Here is an 18,392-nt window from a genome sequence, read left to right as displayed (position 1 = left end):
AAAGGAGCTCCAGATGTCTTCACCTTCCACCGGCCCTGTCGTGCGCGTGCCTTTTACCGAACTGCGGGCGTTATTGCAGTCGATCTTCGCGCGGCATGGCTGCAGCGCGGCGGTGGCCGCCGCGCTCGCCCACAACTGCGCCAGCGCCCAGCGTGACGGTGCCCACAGCCACGGGGTGTTCCGTATTCCCGGTTATGTCTCGACCCTGGCCAGCGGTTGGGTCGATGGCCGCGCCGAGCCGCAGGTAACCGACCTGGCGCCGGCTTATGTGCAGGTCGATGCCAAGGGTGGGTTTGCCCAGCCGGCCCTGGCCGCCGCCCGCGCGCTGTTGGTGGAGAAGGCGCGCACGGCCGGCATCGCGGTGCTGGCGATCCATAATTCGCACCATTTCGCCGCGCTGTGGCCGGATGTCGAGCCATTCGCCGATGAAGGCCTGGTGGCCCTGAGCGTGGTCAACAGCATGACCTGCGTGGTGCCCCATGGCGCGCGCAAGCCGTTGTTCGGCACCAACCCCATCGCCTTCGCCGCGCCTTGCGCGGGGCACGACCCGATCGTCTTCGACATGGCCACCAGTGCCATGGCCCATGGCGACGTGCAGATTGCCGCCCGGGCCGGCGAACAGCTGCCGCCGGGCATGGGCGTGGATGCCGCCGGCCAGCCGACCAACGACCCCAGGGCGATTCTCGAAGGGGGGGCCTTGCTGCCGTTCGGCGGCCACAAAGGCTCGGCGCTGTCGATGATGGTCGAACTGCTGGCGGCAGCGCTGACGGGGGGCCATTTTTCCTGGGAGTTCGACTGGTCCGGGCATCCGGGGGCAAAGACCCCATGGACCGGGCAGTTGCTTATCGTGATCGACCCCACCAAGGCGCAAGGTGAGCGTTTTGCCCAGCGCAGCCGCGAACTGGTGGAGCAGATGCAGGAAGCGGGGCTGACGCGCATGCCGGGGGAACGGCGCTACCGTGAGCGTGAAGTGGCACTGCGCGAGGGCGTGGGTTTGACCGAAGGGGAGTTGGCCGAGTTGCAAGCGCTGGCTGGCTGAACCCGCTCTTTTGTCAATCGGGGAGTCAGGCGCCTGAGCGGCCTGGCTCCCTAGTGTGGTGTTTTGCAAATACGACCAATAAATCGCGAGTGTTTTTTGCGCTCAGGCAAGGCGTCGCGACGAGTCGTAGCCCAGCTACGGCGAGGAGCGACAACGCCGCATGAGCGCAAAAAGCGCCGCGAGTTATGGTCGTTATTTGTGAAACACCACACTAGCGTTGAACCCTTCTGCTCCTGCCGTTGTCCCCCCTTCCCATGTCAGCCCGCCCCCCCGCGATCCATTAGCGTTCCGAGCATTTCCGACTGGCAAAAGCAGGATGCTTACCAATGCTCTTCAGCGAACTCATGGCAGCGCTTTCCACCCGTGCGATCCGACTCCAGCGCGAGGAGGCCGACCTGATCGTCGAGGGCGATGACGACACCCTCGATGACGCGCTGTGGGACGCATTGGCGGCGCACAAGCCAGCGCTGCTGGAGATGCTTGCGGGCCTGGAGGATGGCTGGCTGAGCCCGGCGCTGCGCATCACCCCCGACATGCTGCCCCTGGCCGGGCTCGACCAGGCCGCCATCGACCGCATCGTCGCCACGCTGCCCGGGGGCGCGGCGAATCTGCAGGACATCTACCCGTTGGCGCCGCTGCAGGAAGGCATGCTCTACCACCACCTCACGGCCGCCGAGGGTGATCCCTATGTGCTGCAGGCGCAGCTGCGTTTTGCCAGCCCGGCGCACCTGCAGGCGTTCGCCGAGGCGCTCGACTGGGTGATCCAGCGCCATGACATCCTGCGCACGGCACTGGCCTGGGAATACCTGGACCAGCCGCTGCAGGTGGTGTGGCGCAAGGCGCCCCTGGCTTGCGAGGCAGTCGGAAGCCTGGACGGTGACGAGCCGCTGGAGCAATTGCGCGCCCGTTTCGACACGCGTCATTACCGCATGGACCTGGCCCAGGCCCCCTTGCTGCGGCTGGTGCATGGCCAGGATCGCGACGGCCGGGTACTGGGCTTGCTGCTGTTCCACCACACGGTCATGGACCACACCGGCCTGGACATCGTGCGCCGCGAGATCCAAGCCTATCTCGCAGGTGATGGCGAGCGGTTGCCAGCGCCGGTGCCGTTCCGTGACCTGTTGGCCAGAAGCCGCCAGGCCCAGGACGAACAGGCCCATGAAGCATTCTTTGGCGCCATGCTGGCCGATATCGATGCGCCGACCCTGGCCTTCGGCGTCCAGGAGGTGGCCGGCCAGCCCATGGAGGAAGCACGGATCACCCTGGCGCCCGGCCTCAGCCAACGTCTGCGTGCCCAGGCCCGGTTGCTCGGGGTCAGCCCGGCCAGCATCATGCACCTGGGGCTGGCGCGCCTGTTGGGGGCGTGGTCCGGGCGCGAGTCGGTGGTGTTCGGCAGCGTGCTGCTGGGGCGCATGGCGGCGGGCGAGGGCGGTGAACACGCCCTCGGGATGTTCATCAATACCTTGCCGCTGCGGGTCGGCCTGCAGGGGCAGGGTGTGCGGGATGCACTGTTGCTGACCCACCGCCAGTTGACCGCGCTGCTCGGCCACGAACAGGCGCCGCTGGCCCTGGCCCAGCGTTGCAGCGGTGTGGTGGCGCCGATGCCGTTGTTCAACAGCATGCTCAACTATCGCCATAGCGCGGCGGGCGACGCCGCCGCGGTGATCGCAGTGGCGCCGGGCATCGATGTGGTTGGCACCGAGGAGCGTACCAACTACCCCCTGAACCTGGCGGTCGACGATCTGGGTGACGATCTGCGCCTGACGGTCCAGGCCCTCGCTGAATGGGGCGCCGAGCGACTGTGCGGACAACTGCGACAGGTGTTCGAGGGGCTGGTGGAGGCGCTCGAGCGCACCCCCGACCTGCCCGTGCTGGCGCTGCCGGTGCTGACGCCTGAGGAGCGCCATCAACTGCTGACCGGCTGCAACACCACGGCCGCCGAACACGACCTCGACCAGCCGCTGCACGCGTTGTTCGAGCGCCAGGCGCTGCTGCATCCACAGGCGGTGGCCATCGAGGCGGAAGGTGAACAGCTGACCTATCGGCAGCTCAACGAACAGGCCAACCGCCTGGCCCACCACCTGATCGCCCTGGGCGTGCGCCCGGACGACCGGGTGGCGATCTGCGTCGAGCGTGGCCCGTCGATGGTGGTTGGGCTGCTGGCCATCCTCAAGGCCGGTGGCGCCTATGTGCCAGTGGACCCGAGCTACCCGGCCGAGCGCATCCGCCACATGCTCGTCGACAGCGCGCCGCTGGCCGTGATGGTGCACGCGGCCACCCGCGAGGTACCGGGCGCGCTGGCCGTGCCGCAGATAGACCTCGACCAGGCGGACTGGGAAAGCCTGCCGGCGACCGACCCACGGGTGGCCGGGCTGACTTCGCGCCACCTTGCCTATGTGATCTACACCTCCGGCTCCACCGGCCTGCCCAAGGGTGTGATGGTCGAGCACCGCAGCGTGGTCAACCTGGTGCACTGGAGCGCCGGGCTGTGCCCCGCGACTGCGGACGGCGCGGTGCTGCACAAGACTCCGATCAGTTTCGACGCCTCGGTGTGGGAGCTGTTCTGGCCGCTGGGCAGCGGCCTGCGCCTGGTGCTGGGGCGGCCGGACGGCCAGCGTGACGCGGACTATGTGGCGCGGCGAATCATCGAGTCCAGGGTCAGCGTGGTGCAGTTCGTGCCGGCGCTGTTGCAGCAGTTCCTCGAACAGGCGCGCAGCGCGCAGTGCAGCAGCCTCACCGACATCGTCTGCGGCGGGGGCGAGCTGACCGAAGCCCTGGTGCGCCAGGTGCGCGAGCGCCTGCCGCAAGTGCGCCTGCACAACGTCTACGGCCCCACCGAAACCACGGTCGATTGCAGCGTCTGCACCCTGGAGCCTGATCAGCCCGTGCCGGAAGGCGCGCTGCCGATCGGCCGGCCGATCGACAACACCCGCCTGTACGTACTGGACGGCACGGACCAGCCGCTGCCCTGGGGCGTGGCCGGGCACCTGCACATCGGTGGCGTGGGCGTGGCGCGTGGCTACCTGGGCTTGGCCGGGCAACAGGCCGAACGCTTCATCGACAGCCCGTTCGTGCGCGGCGAGCGCCTGTACCGCAGCGGTGACCTGGTGCGCCAGCGCGCCGACGGTTCGTTGCAGTTCCTCGGCCGCAATGATCATCAGGTCAAGCTGCGCGGCCTGCGTATCGAACCGGGCGAGATCGAAGCCTGCCTGAACCGCGTGGACGGCGTGCGCGAGGCGCTGGTGCTGGTCCACGAGCACCCGCACAGCGGCCAGCGCCTGGTGGCCTACCACACTGGCCAGGATCACGCCGCGCAGTACCTGCGCGAGCGTCTGCTGGAGCAGTTGCCGGAGTACATGGTGCCGGCACTGTTCATCCACCTCGATGGCATGCCGCTGACGCCCAACGGCAAGGTCGACCGCAAGGCCCTGCCGACCCCCGAAGCGCCGGTGCGCCAGTACCAGGCGCCCCAGGGCCCGATCGAGACCGCCCTGGCGGCGATCTGGGCGGACCTGCTGGGTGTGGGGCCCGTGGGGCGTGACGACAATTTCTTCGAACTGGGCGGCCATTCGCTGCTGGCGGTACGCCTGGTGGAGCGCATGCGTCAGCAGGCGCTGGAGGCCGATGTGCGGGTACTGTTCAGCCAGCCCACGCTGGCCGCGCTGGCGGCCTCGGTGGGGGGGCGGGCCGCTGTCGACGTGCCGGCCAACCGTATCCCGGCAGGCTGCACGCGGATCACCGCGGACATGCTGCCCCTGGCCGATCTCGACCAGGACGCCATCGACACACTGGTGCGGCAGATCCCCGGTGGCGCGGCCAATATCCAGGACATCTACGGTCTGGCGCCGTTGCAGCAGGGCATTCTCTATCATCACCTGGCCAGCGAAGGCGCCGACCCCTATGTGGTGCAGGCGCGTTTCGCCTTTGCTGGGCAGGCCGAACTGGACGCCTTCGTCGCCGCGCTGAACCAGGTCATTGCCCGTCACGACATCCTGCGCACCAGCCTGCATTGGCAGGGTCTGGACGCGGCGGTGCAGGTGGTCTGGCGCGAGGCGCCGCTGCTGCTGAGCCCGGCGCTCGAAACACCGCGCCTCGACCTGGGCCAGGCGCCGTTGCTGCGCCTGAGCAGCCAGCGCCAGGCAGGGCGGCTGGAGGCGACCCTGCTGCTGCATCATATTCTTGTCGACCACACCGCCGTGGAGCAGCTGATGCTCGAGGTGGGGGCGTTGCTGCAAGGCTCCGCAGAGCTGCCGGCCAGCATCCCGTATCGCAACTACGTGGCCCAGGCACGTCTTGGCGCGGACCCGCAGGCCGACGAGGCACTGTTCCGCGAGCTGCTGGGCGATATCGACGAACCGACCGAGGCGTTCGGCCTGCGCGAGGCCATGGCCGACACCCATTCGGTGGGTGAAAGCCGTTGGCCCTTGGAGCCGGCGCTGGTCGCACGTCTGCGCGGGCAGGCCAGGGCGCTGGGGGTCAGTGTCGCCAGCCTGGTGCACCAGGCCTGGGGCCAGGTGCTGGCGCAGATGTCCGGGCGCGAAGAGGTGGTGTTCGGCACCGTGCTGCTCGGTCGCCTGCTGGGCGGCGAGGGTGCCGATCGGGCGTTGGGCATGTTCATCAACACCCTGCCGCTGCGGGTCAGCGTGGGCAGCGGCGGTGTGGCCGAAGGCGTGCGCCTGACCCATCAGCGCCTGGCGCGCCTGCTGGTCCATGAACAGGCCTCCCTGGCCCTGGCCCAGCGCTGCAGCGGCGTGCCGGCCTCGCAGGCGCTGTTCAGCAGCCTGCTGAACTATCGCCACAGTGCTGGCCAGCCTGCGCAGGGGCCGGTCTGGCCGGGGATCGAACTGTTGACCGCGCAGGAGCGCAGCAACTACCCGCTGGTGGTCAGCGTCGACGACTATGGGGATGATTTCCGGTTGACGGTGCAGGCCGTGGCGTCGGTCGATGGCGAGCGCGTCTGCCGCTTGCTGCAGTGGGCCTTGACGCAGTTGGTCACGGCGCTGGAGCAGACCCCGCAGGTCGCGCTGCACAGTCTGCATGGATTGCCCAGGGTCGAACGCGATTGCGTGCTGGGTCGTTTCAATGCCACGGCATGCGACTACCCGCGCAACCTGGCCGCCCACCGCCTGTTCGAAGCCCACGCCGCGAGCACGCCAGAGGCACTCGCGGTGATCCACGGTGAACGCCAGTGGAGCTATGCCCAGCTCGATGACCAGGCCAATCGCCTGGCCGTCTACCTGCTCGAGCAGGGCCTACGTGCCGGTGATCGCGTGGCCTTGTTGCTGCCACGCTCCTTCGACCTGTTGGCGGCCCAACTGGCGGTGAGCAAGTGCGCGGCGGTGTTCGTACCGCTGGACGGCAATGCCCCGGCTGAGCGCCAGGCGTTCATGGTCGGCGACAGCGGGGCGGCGCTGCTGCTGACCCACAGCGATCAGCCCGAAGTGGCGGGAGCGCGCCGGGTCGAACTCGACCGGCTCGACCTGAGCACCTATGCGGCTGCGCCGCTGGGCCTGGCGGTGGACGCCGGCAGCGCGGCGTACATCATGTACACCTCCGGCTCCACCGGCACGCCGAAGGGCGTACAGGTGCCGCACCGGGCCATCGTGCGCCTGGTGATCAACAACGGTTTTGCCGACTTCAATAGCCAGGACCGCGTGGCGTTCGCCTCCAACCCGGCGTTCGACGCCAGCACGCTGGAAGTCTGGGCGCCGCTGCTCAACGGCGGCGCGGTGGTGGTGATCGACCAGGACCAGGTGCTGTCGCGCCAGGGCCTGCGTGAGGTGCTGCTGGAGCAGGGCGTCACGGTGCTGTGGCTGACTGCCGGGCTGTTCCACCAGTTCGCCGACGACCTGCTGCCGGCGTTCCGTGGTCTGCGCTACCTGATGGTCGGTGGCGACGTGCTGGACCCGGCGGTGATCGCCCGGGTACTGCGTGACGGCGCGCCGCAACACCTGCTCAATGGCTACGGCCCGACCGAGGCCACCACCTTCAGCACCACCCACGAAATCACTGGGGTGGGTGAGGGCAGCATTCCCATCGGCAAACCGATCGGCAACAGCCGCTGCTACGTGCTCGATGCCCGCCAGCAACTGCTGCCGGTGGGGGCGGTGGGCGAGCTGTATATCGCCGGCGACGGCGTGGCCCTGGGTTACCTGGGCCAGCCGGAGCTGACGGCCGAGCGCTTCCTGCCGGATCCGTTCAATAGCGGCACGATGTACCGCAGTGGCGACCTGGTCAGCTGGCAGGCTGACGGCACCCTGCGTTACCTGGGCCGAGCCGACCAGCAAATCAAGCTGCGTGGCTTCCGTATCGAGCTGGGCGAGATCGAGGCGCGTCTGGGCGAATCCCCAGGTGTGCGTGACGCGGCGGTGATCGTGCGCGAGGACGCGCCGGGAGACAAACGCCTGGTGGCGTACTTCACCGGCGAGACCCCGGCCATCGGCGAACTGCACGAGCGCCTGCAAGGTGTGCTGCCGGACTACATGCTGCCGTCGGCTTATGTACGTCTGGACGCGTTGCCCCTGACCGCCAACGGCAAGCTCGACCGCCGTGCGCTGCCGCAGCCAGGCAGCGAGGCCGTGGTCAGCCGCGCCTTCGAGGCGCCGCAGGGCGAGGTGGAGACGGCATTGGCCGCGATCTGGGCCGAGGTGCTCAAGGTCGAGCAGGTCGGCCGCCACGACCACTTCTTCGAACTGGGCGGCCACTCGCTGCTGGCGGTGAGCCTGGTCGAGCGCATGCGCAAGGCCGGCCTGGCTGCCGACGTGCGTGTGCTGTTCGCCCAGCCGACCCTGGCCGCGCTGGCGGCGGCGGTGGGCGCTGGACGAGAGGTGGCCGTACCCGAAAACCGTGTCCCCCACGATGCGACCCGGATCACCCCAGAGATGCTCAGCCTGATCGAACTGGACCAGGCCAGCATCGACCGCATCGTCGCCGGCGTGCCGGGCGGCGCCGCCAACGTGCAGGAGATCTACCCGCTGGCACCGTTGCAGGCGGGCATCCTTTATCACCACCTGAGCGCCGAGCAGGGCGATCCGTACCTGCTGCAGTCGCGCCTGGCCTTTGACAGCCTCGAGCGCCTGCGTAGCTGGGCAGCGGCCTTGCAACAGGTCATCGACCGCCACGACATCCTGCGCACTTCGGTGGTCTGGGAAGGCCTGGCGGAGCCGGTGCAGGTGGTCTGGCGCCAGGCCAACCTGGCGCTCAGCGAAGTCACCGGCCTGGGTGAGGAGTCAGTGATCGAGCAGTTGCTGGCGCGTTTCGATGCCCGCCAGCAGCGTCTGGACCTGACCCGGGCACCCTTGCTGCGACTGGTCTATGCCGAGGATCCGCGCCAGGGCGAGTGGGTGGCGCTGTTGCAGTTCCACCACCTGACCCTCGACCACGCCGCGATGGCCGTGGTCGGCGAGGAGATGCAGGTGCTGCTGGACGGGCGTGGCGCCACGCTGCCTGCCGCGGTGCCGTATCGCAATTATGTCGCCCAGGTCTGCCTGGGCGACGATCAGGCCAGCCATGAGGCGTTCTTCCGCGCCCAGTTGGGGGATGTCGAAGAACCGACCCTGCCCTTTGGCCTGGCCGATGTGCAGGGCGATGGCGGACGGGTCGAGCATGCCGCCCTGATGCTGCCTGACGCCCTGGCCCAAGGCCTGCGCGAGCAGGCCCGGCAGCGTGGCGTCGGCGCCGCGAGCCTGGTACACCTGGCCTGGGCGCGGGTAGTGGGCGTGCTGGCAGGGCGTCGCGATGTGGTGTTCGGCACCGTATTGATGGGCCGCCTGCAAGCCGGCGAGGGCGCCGACCGCGCCCTGGGCATGTTCATCAACACCCTGCCACTGCGGGTGGACACCGCGCTGCCGGTGGAGCAGGCCGTGCGCGTCACTCATCAGCGCTTGTCGGCCCTGCTCGGTCACGAGCATGCGCCCTTGGCGCTGGCCCAGCGTTGCAGCGGCGTGGCGGCTTCGGCGCCGTTGTTCAGTGCCTTGCTCAACTACCGGCACAGCGCCGAGGCGGCCCGGGACGGTGAAGGTATTTGGCAGGGTGTGCGCCTGCTGGGCGGCGAGGAGCGCAGCAACTACCCGTTGACCCTGAGCGTCGATGACCTGGGCGAGGGTTTCTCGCTGAGCGTGCTGGCCGCCGAGGGATTGCCTGCGGCGCAGGTCGGCACGTGGATGGTCAATACGCTAGGCCAACTGTTGCAGGCGCTGGAGCGGGCGCCGGGCCAGGGACTCGATCATCTGCCGATGCTGGATGACGAGGCTATGCGCCAGGTGGTGGAGGGCTTCAACGCCACGGCCGTCAATTATCCGCAAGGGCACACCGTGCATGCGCTGGTCGAGGCCCAGGCGCCCGAGGCGCTGGCCGTGGTGCAGGGCGAGGTGAGCCTGAGCCATGGCGAGCTGAACCAGCGCGCCAATCGTCTGGCCCATTACCTGATCAAGCGTGGCGTGGTCCTGGGGGATCGCGTGGCGCTGTGCCTGCCGCGCGGTCCGCAGCGGCTGGTGGCGATGCTGGCCGTGCTCAAGGCCGGCGCGGCCTATGTGCCGGTCGATCCGGGTTATCCGGCGGAGCGTATTGCCTATCTGCTCAGTGACAGTGCGCCGACGCTGGTGCTGGTCGAATCGAGCACTGAGTCGCTGGTGGACGCGGTGGCCAAGGTCGCACTGGACAGCGATGACTGGCTGGACCAGGCCGATGACAATCCGGTTGTCCAGGGCCTGGACGAGCATCAGCTGGCCTATGTGATCTACACCTCCGGTTCCACCGGCCAGCCCAAGGGCGTGATGGTCGAGCACCGCACCCTGGCTAACCTGGTCCACTGGCATTGCCAGGCCTTCGACCTGGGCGCCGGCAGCCACACCTCCAGCGTCGCCGGCTTCGGCTTCGACGCCATGGCCTGGGAGGCCTGGCCGGCGCTGTGCGCCGGGGCGGTGCTGCACCTGCCGCCGGCGCACATTGGCGGCGAGCACGTGGACGAACTGCTCGACTGGTGGCTGCAGCAGCCGCTGCAGGTCAGCTTCCTGCCGACCCCGGTGGCCGAGCAGGCACTGCGCCGCGAACGCCAGCACCCGACCCTGCGCACCTTGCTGGTGGGCGGCGACCGCCTGCGCCAGTTCGACCGCGATCCGGGCTTCGTGCTGGTCAACAACTACGGCCCGACCGAGACCACGGTGGTCGCGACGTCTGGTCAACTTCAGCCGGGTGGCGCGCTGCATATCGGCAAGCCGACCGCCAACACCCGCGTCTATGTGCTGGATGCGCAGCGCCAGCCGGTGCCGGTCGGCGTGACCGGCGAGCTGTACATCGGTGGCGCGCAGGTCGCCCGTGGCTACTTCAACCGCCCCGACCTTACCGCCGAGCGTTTCCTCGACGACCCGTTCGCCGCTGGCCGGATGTACCGCAGCGGCGACCTGGTGCGCTGGAACGCCGACGGCACCCTGGACTACCAGGGGCGCAACGATGACCAGGTGAAGATTCGCGGTGTGCGGGTCGAACTGGGCGAGATCGAGGCCGCGCTCAAGGCCCAGCCGGGCATCGCCGATGCCGTGGTGCTGGTGCGCGACGAGCGCCTGCTGGCGTGGTTCACCGAAGCGGCAACGGTCGATATCGAGCGCTTGCGCGAGGGCTTGCAGGCCAGCCTGCCGGCGCATCTGCTGCCGCAGGCCTTGGTCCGCCTGGACGCACTGCCACTGACCAGCCACGGCAAGCTGGATCGCAAGGCGCTGCCGGATCCCGATCCCTCGGCCCTGGTTCGCCACGCCTATGTCGCGCCGACCGGTGCTTGCGAGGTGGCAATAGCCGCGATCTGGGCCGAAGTGCTGGGTATCGAGCAGGTCGGTCGCCACGACAACTTCTTCGAACTCGGCGGCCACTCGCTGCTGGCGGTGACGCTCACCGCGCGCCTGCGCCAGGCCGGCCTGCAGGCCGACGTACGCACCTTGTTCGGCCAGCCGACAGTGGCGGCGCTGGCGGCGACCCTGGGCCAGGGCCGTCAGCTCGAGGTCCCGGCCAACCGGATCCCGAGCGGCTGCACCCGGATCACCCCGGACATGCTGCCACTGGTGGAACTGGAACCGGCCGCCATCGAACGCATCGTCGCCACGGTGCCGGGCGGTGCGGCCAACGTGCAGGATATCTACCCGCTGGCGCCGTTGCAGGAAGGCATCCTCTACCACCACCTCAGCTCGCCGCAGCACGACCCCTATGTGCTGCAGTCGCCCATGGCCTTCGACAGCCTGGCGCGGCTCGAAGCCTTCGCCACTGCATTGCGCCAGGCCATCGCACGCCACGATGTGCTGCGTACCGCCGTGCTCTGGGAGGGCCTGGCGCAACCGCTGCAGGTGGTCTGGCGCGAGGCGCCGCTGCTGGTCGCACCGCTCGAAGGGCAGGACCTGCAACGCCTGGACCTGAGCCAGGCACCGCTGATTCGCCTGCTGTACAGCGCCGATGCCGGCAGCCAGCGGGTCGAGGCACTGCTGCAGTTCCACCATATCGTCCTCGACCACACCGCCCTGGAGATCATCGGCGCGGAACTGCTGGGCTACCTGCAAGGCACCACGGCACCGTTGCAGGCCCCGGTGCCTTACCGCAACTACGTGGCCCAGGCGCGCCTGGGCGTCAGCCAGGCCGAGCACGAGGCGTTCTTCCGCGAGCTGCTGGGCGATATCGACGAGCCGACGCTGCCCTACGGCCTGAGCGACGTGCAGGGCGATGGCCAGGCTATCGAGGAAGCCCAGCTGTGGCTGGACGAGACCTTGGCTGCGCGCCTGCGCCAGCAGGCCCGGCAACTGGGCAGCAGCCCCGCGAGCCTGTTCCACCTGGCCTTCGCCCGCCTGCTGGCCGCCACCAGCGGCCGCGACAGCGTGGTGTTCGGCACCGTGCTGCTGGGCCGGCTGGAGGCTGGCGAGGGCGCCGAGCGGGCGCTGGGCATGTTCATCAACACCCTGCCGCTGCGCCTGGACCTGCAGGGCGCGGCCCTGCCCGAGGCGGTGCGCCATACCCAGCAGCGCCTAAGCGCCTTGCTCGCCCACGAACATGCGTCGCTGGCCCTGGCCCAGCGTTGCAGCGGCGTACCGGCGCCGGCGCCGCTGTTCAGCGCCATGCTCAACTACCGCCACGGCCAGGAGGCCAGCGAGGCCCGGCGCCTTGACTGGCAGGGCATCGAGTTCCTCGACGGCCAGGAGCGCAGCAACTACCCGCTGAGCCTCAGCGTGGACGACATGGGCCAAGGGTTCCGCCTGGTGGCCATGACCCCGGCGACGGTTGGCGCCCAGCGGGTCTGCGGGCAGCTGCGGCAGGTACTGCTGGCGTTGGTCGAAGGCCTGGAGGCGCAAGCCGGGCAGACGGTGCTGCAACTGCCGGTGCTGCAGGACGAGGAACGCGCCTACCTGTTGCAGGGCTGCAACGCCACGGCGCGGGCCAATGATTCCGAGCAGCCGATCCAGGCGCTGTTCGAGCGGCAGGCCGCACGCGCCCCCGAAGCGATTGCCGTGCACGCTGAAGCGGGGCAACTGAGCTACCGTGAGCTCAACGCCCAGGCCAACCGCCTGGCCCATCACCTGATCGCGCTGGGCGTGCAGCCCGACGACCGGGTGGCGATCTGCGTCGAGCGCGGCCTGCCGCTGCTGGTCGGCCTGCTGGCGATCCTCAAGGCCGGTGGCGCCTACGTGCCGCTCGACCCGGACTATCCGGCCGAGCGCCTCGGCCACATGCTCGCCGACAGCCAACCGCGGGCGTTGCTGGTGCAACAGGCCACCCGCGCCCTGGTGAGTTCGTCGGCGACATTGGTCGACCTCGATCAGCCGACGTGGGGCGACCTGCCGGACAGCAACCCGCAGGTGCCTGGCCTGACCTCGCAGCACCTGGCCTATGTGATCTATACCTCCGGCTCTACTGGCGTGCCCAAGGGCGTGATGGTCGAGCACCGCAACGTGGTCAACCTGGTGCACTGGAGCGCCGGGCTGTTCCCGAGCGAAGGCGTGGTGCTGCACAAGACCCCGGTGAGCTTCGACGCCTCGGTGTGGGAGCTGTTCTGGCCGCTGTGCACGGGCCTGCGCCTGGTGCTGGCGCGCCCGGATGGCCAGCGCGACCCGCAGTACCTGGCGGGGCTGATCGAGCGGCAGCAGGTCAAGGTGGTGCAGTTCGTGCCGGCCTTGCTGCAGCAGTTCCTCGACGAGGACGCCAGCGCCGCCTGCGCCAGCCTCACCGACATCGTCTGCGGTGGTGGCGAGCTCACCGAAGCCCTGGCCCGCCAGGTACGCGAGCGCTTGCCGCAGGTGCGCCTGCACAACGTCTATGGCCCCACCGAGACCACGGTGGATTGCAGCGTCTGGACCCTGGAAGCGCGGGATCCGTTGCCGACGGGCGCATTGCCGATTGGCCGGCCGATCGACAACACCCGCCTGTACGTCCTCGACGCCCACGACCAGCCCGTGCCGTACGGCGTTGCCGGTCAGTTGCACATCGGCGGGGCCGGGGTGACGCGGGGCTACCTGGGCTTGCCGGAGCAACAGGCCGAGCGTTTCATCGCCAGCCCGTTCGTCGACGGTGAGCGCCTGTACCGCAGTGGCGACCTGGTACGCCAGCGCCACGACGGCGTGCTGGAGTTCCTCGGCCGCACTGACCACCAGATCAAACTGCGCGGCCTGCGCATCGAACCGGGCGAGATCGAGGCCTGCCTGAACCGGATCGCGGGTGTGCGTGAAGCGCTGGTGCTGGTGCACGCGCATCCGCACAGCGGTGCGCGCCTGGTCGCCTATCACCGGGGTGAACCACAACAGGCCGACGCGCTGCGCCGGGCCTTGCTGGCACAGCTGCCGGAGTACATGGTGCCGGCGCTGTTCATCCATCTCGACAGCTGGCCACTGACCCCGAACGGCAAGCTGCAGCGCAAGGCACTGCCGCTGCCGGATCTGCAGGCGGGCGGCTACGAAGTGCCACAGGGCGACACTGAAACCCTGCTGGCCGAAATCTGGGCGCAGTTGCTGGGTGTCGAGCGGGTAGGGCGTCACGACAACTTCTTCGAACTGGGCGGCCATTCGTTGCTGGCCGTAAGCCTGACCGCGCGGCTGCGCCAGGCCGGCCTGCAAGCCGACGTGCGCACGCTGTTCGGCCAGCCGACGGTGGCGGCGCTGGCAACCACCCTGGGGCACAGCCGCCAGGTGCCGGTTGCGGCCAACCTGATCCCGGCCGATTGCACCCGTATCACCCCGGACATGCTGCCGTTGGTTGCGCTGGAGCAGGCCGCCATCGACCGTATCATCGCCACGGTGCCGGGCGGCGCGGCCAACGTGCAGGACATCTACCCGCTGGCACCGTTGCAGGAAGGCATCCTCTACCTGCACCTGAGCAGCGCGGACGCCGATCCATATGCCTTGCGCGCGCAATTGCGCTTCGACAGCCCGGCGCGCTTGCAGGCGTTCGCGCAGGCCCTGGAGCAGGTCATCGCCCGGCATGACATCCTGCGCACCGCGGTGCTCTGGGACGGCCTGGCGCAACCGGTGCAAGTGGTCTGGCGCCAGGCGCCGCTGCAACTGGCGCCGCTCGACGCGCAGCACCTGGCACGCCTGGACCTGGGCCAGGCGCCGCTGATCAGGCTGCTGCACCGCACCGTGCCGGGCAGCCAGCGGATCGAGGCGGTGCTGCAGTTCCACCATATCGTGCTCGACCACATCGCCATGCAGGCGGTGCAGGCCGAGCTGCGCGGCTATCTGTCGGGCCACGACGAGCCGCTGCCGCCGTCGGTGCCGTACCGCAACTATGTGGTGCAGGCGCGCCAGGGCGTCAGCGAGGCCGAGCATGAAGCGTTCTTCCGCGCCCGCCTGGGCGATATCGACGAGCCGAGCCTGCCGTTCGGCCTGCGCGAGGTACAAGGCGAAGGGCTGGCGCTCGATGAGGCCGAGGTCGAGTTCGAGGGGGCCCGCTATGGCCGCCTGCGTGACCAGGCTCGCCAGCTGGGGGTGAGCACCGCGAGCCTGGTGCACCTGGCCTGGGCGCGCCTGCTGGGCAGTGCCTGCGGCAAGGACCAGGTGGTATTCGGTACCGTGCTGTTGGGCCGTCTGCAGGGCGGCGAGGGCAGCGAACGGGCGTTGGGCATGTTCATCAATACCTTGCCGCTGCGGGTCGACCTGGGTGAGCTCGGCGTGCGCGAAGGCGTGCTGGCCACGCACCGCGAGCTTTCGGCGCTGTTGCTCCACGAGCACGCCTCGCTGGCCCTGGCCCAGCGCTGCAGCCAGGTGGCGGCGCCGCTGCCGCTGTTCAGCGCCTTGCTCAACTACCGCCAGAGCAGCCGGGCCGCGCCGCAGGCGCAAGCCTGGGAAGGTATCGAGGCGCTGGGCAGCGAGGGGCGCACCAACTATCCGCTGAGCCTGAACGTGGATGATTTCGGCGACGGCCTGCGCCTGGGCGTGCAGGTGTCTGCCCAGGTTGGCGCGCAAAGAGTCTGCACGCAGATGCTGCAGGTGCTCGACGGTCTGCTGCTGGCGCTTGAACAGCACCCCGAGGAGCAACTGCAGCGCCTGCCCGTGCTGAGCGCCGATGAACGGCGCCAGGTGCTGGGCGCTTTCAATGACACGACCCAGGCCTACGACCTCGACCAGACCCTGCACGGAATGATCGAGGCCCAGGTGCGGCGCACCCCTGATGCGGTGGCGGTAAAGGCAGAGGAGGGCGAGCTGAGCTATCGCCAGCTGGATGACCAGGCCAACCGCCTGGCCCATCACCTGATCGCCCTGGGCGTGAAGCCCGACGACCGGGTGGCGATCTGCGTCGAGCGGGGCCTGGCGATGGTGGTCGGCCTGCTGGCCATCCTCAAGGCCGGCGGCGCCTATGTGCCGGTGGACCCGGAGTACCCGGCCGAGCGCATCCGGCACATGCTTGGCGACAGTGCCCCGCTGGCGGTGCTGGTGCACGCCGCCACACGCCATGTGCCGCAGGCCGGCGCGGTGCCGGTGATCGACCTCGACCTGCCAACCTGGCTGGAGCAACCGGCACAGGCGCCACAGGTGGCCGGGTTGACCCCGCGCCACCTGGCCTACGTGATCTACACCTCCGGTTCCACCGGCCTGCCCAAGGGGGTGATGAACGAGCACGCCGCAGTGGTCAACCGCCTGCTGTGGATGCAGGACGCCTATCGCCTGGGCGCTGACGACGTGGTACTGCAGAAGACCCCGTTCAGTTTCGACGTGTCGGTGTGGGAGTTCCTCTGGCCGCTGCAGACCGGGGCACGGCTGGTGATGGCGCGCCCTGGCGGGCACCGCGACCCCGAGTACCTGCGCGAGGTGATCCGCGCCGAGCGGGTCAGCACCTTGCACTTCGTGCCGTCGATGCTCGATGTGTTCCTCGCCCATGGCGATGTCCTGCCGCACCGCCTCAAGCGCGTGTTGTGCAGCGGCGAAGCCTTGCCCGGCAGCCTGGTGCGGCGCTTCCAGGCACAGCTGCCGACGGTCGAGCTGCACAACCTGTACGGCCCGACCGAAGCGGCGGTGGACGTCAGCGCCTGGCACTGTGTGACGGCGCCGGACAACACGCCGATCGGCAAGCCGATCGCCAATACCACGCTGTACGTGCTCGATGCCCACGGCCAGCCCGTGCCGCGGGGCGTGGCCGGCGAGCTGTATATCGGCGGCGTGCAGGTGGCGCGTGGCTACCTCAACCGCGAGCAACTGACTGCCGAGCGCTTCCTCGACGATCCGTTCGCCAGCCAGGCCGGTGGTCGCCTGTACCGCACGGGCGACCTGGCCCGGCATCTGCCCGACGGCAACCTGGAGTACCTCGGGCGCAACGACGACCAGGTGAAGCTGCGCGGCCTGCGCATCGAGCTGGGCGAGATCCAGGCCTGCCTGACCCGCGTCGACGGGGTCAAGGAAGCCGTGGTGCTGGCCCGCGACCAGCGCCTGCTGGCCTACTACACCGGCGCCCGGCAGGCGCCGGAGGCCTTGCGCGCGGCACTGCTCGGCCAATTGCCGGAGTTCATGGTGCCAGCCTCGTTCACCTACCTCGAGGCGCTGCCGCTGAGCCCCAACGGCAAGCTGGACCGCAAGGCGCTGCCGCAGCCAGAGGCGACGCAGCAGGTCTACGAGGCGCCGCAAGGCGAGGTCGAGACCCTGTTGGCGCAACTCTGGCGTGAGTTGCTGGGTGTCGAACCGGTTGGTCGCCACGACAACTTCTTCGAGCTCGGCGGCCACTCGCTGCTGGCCGTTACCCTGACCGCGCGCATGCGCCAGGCGGGCCTCGCGGCGGATGTGCGGGTGCTGTTCGGCCAGCCGACCCTGGCGGCGCTGGCGGCGGCGGTGGGTGGCGAAGTGGTGGTGGAGGTGCCGGCCAACCGCATTCCGGCCGATTGTCAGCGCATCACTGTCGATATGCTGCCACTGGCGAAACTGGACCAGGCGGCGCTCGACCAGGTCGTGCGGCAGATCCCCGGCGGCGCGGCGAATGTCCAGGACCTCTATGCCCTGGCGCCGTTGCAGCAGGGCATTCTCTACCACCACCTGGCCAGCGCCGAGGTCGACCCCTATGTGCTGCAACTGGGCTTCGCCTTCGCCGGCCAGGCCGAGCTGGACGCCTTCGTTTCCGCGCTGAACCAGGTCATCGCCCGTCACGACATCCTGCGCACCAGCGTGCACTGGCAGGGGCTCGATGAGGCCGTGCAGGTGGTCTGGCGCCAAGCGCGCCTGGACATCCAGCCAGCACTGGACAGCGTGCGCCTGGACCTGGGGCGCGCACCCTTGATGCACCTGAGCAGCAGTGTGGAGCATGGTCGATTGCAGGCAACCCTGCTGCTGCACCATATCCTCCTCGACCATGCCGCCATGGAGCTGCTGGTGGCGGAGGTCGGCGATGTGCTGCTGGGCCGCGAGCCTCAGGGCGACAGCGTGCCGTACCGCAACTATGTGGCCCATGCGCGACTGCGCGATGACAATCAGGCGCAGGAGGCAATGTTCCGCGAGCTGCTGGGCGATATCGACGAGCCGACCGAGGTGTTCGGCCTGCGTGACGCGCTGGGCGATGGCAGCCATGTGCTCGACCATCGCCAGTACCTGGACGACAGCCTGGCGCAACGCTTGCGCGGTCAGGCGCGGGCGCTGGGGATCAGTGTCGCCAGCCTGGTACACCAGGCCTGGGGGCAGGTGCTGGCGCAGTTGTCCGGCCGTGAAGAGGTGGTGTTCGGCACCGTGCTGCTTGGCCGCCTGCAAGGCGGCGAAGGGTCCGAACGGGCGCTGGGCATGTTCATCAACACCCTGCCGTTGCGGGTCAGCGTGGGTGACATGGACGTGGTCGCAGGCGTGCGCCTGACCCACCAGCGCCTGGCGCGCCTGCTGGCCCATGAACAGGTCTCCCTGGCCCTGGCCCAGCGCTGCAG

The 18,392-nt window shown here is 69.2% G+C and carries 2 protein-coding genes (1 of these 2 only partly in view); both read left to right on the top strand.

Annotated elements, in window-relative coordinates; all coding sequences use genetic code 11:
* Positions 1–13 precede the first annotated feature (13 nt).
* Positions 14–1,039, top strand: coding sequence for an Ldh family oxidoreductase (locus ACVWY1_RS01575; RefSeq protein ID WP_457377689.1), 1,026 nt, complete (start codon positions 14–16; stop codon positions 1,037–1,039).
* A gap of 326 nt (positions 1,040–1,365) precedes the next feature.
* On the top strand, positions 1,366–18,392 hold the 5' portion of the coding sequence (locus ACVWY1_RS01570; RefSeq protein WP_457377688.1) for a non-ribosomal peptide synthase/polyketide synthase. It continues 8,425 nt past the right edge of the window; the window shows 17,027 of its 25,452 coding nt (coding positions 1–17,027); the start codon lies at positions 1,366–1,368; its stop codon lies off the right edge, out of view.

It is taken from the genome of Pseudomonas sp. TE6288, assembly GCF_054062095.1.
This window is presented reverse-complemented; position numbering and strand designations above follow the sequence as displayed.